The following is a 465-nucleotide window of genomic DNA, read 5'->3' as shown; positions in this document are numbered from 1 at the left end:
ATTGAACTGGGTGAGATAGAGAGTCAACTTCTAAAACATAAGGAAGTAAAAGAAGCTGTTGTTATCGCAAGAGAAGATAGTAATAATCATCAATATTTATGTGCGTACTTTACTTCCGAAACATCGAAGGATGAGACTAGGGTTCAAGAAATTCGAAAGTTTTTGGCAAAAGAGTTACCAGAGTATATGATTCCTGCTTTTTTTGTTCAGCTAGACAAGCTACCACTTACTACAAATGGGAAAGTGGATCGAAAGGCTTTACCAAGTCCTGATGAAAGTTCGGTTGCAGGAGTAGTAGAATATGAGGCACCAAGGAATACAGTCGAAGAAAAGCTTGTATCCATTTGGCAAGATATTTTAGATATAGAAAACATAGGAATTCAACACAACTTTTTTGAAATTGGAGGCCATTCACTGAAAGCGACTACGATGGTTTCTAGAATCCATAAGGAACTTATGGTGGAG

Annotated in this window: 1 protein-coding gene; it reads left to right on the top strand. The window is 37.2% G+C overall.

All coding sequences use genetic code 11. From position 1 onward, the window contains the following. The coding region (locus MR107_RS30385) for an AMP-binding enzyme (RefSeq protein ID WP_242293181.1) at nucleotides 1-465 on the top strand (465 nt) is incomplete at both ends.

It is taken from the genome of Bacillus cereus group sp. BfR-BA-01441 (genome assembly GCF_022663075.1).
In the GTDB taxonomy this organism is placed as follows: Bacteria; Bacillota; Bacilli; order Bacillales; family Bacillaceae_G; genus Bacillus_A; species Bacillus_A cereus.
The sequence above is the reverse complement of the archived record's forward strand: the minus strand, read 5'-3'. Positions and strand labels throughout refer to the sequence as shown.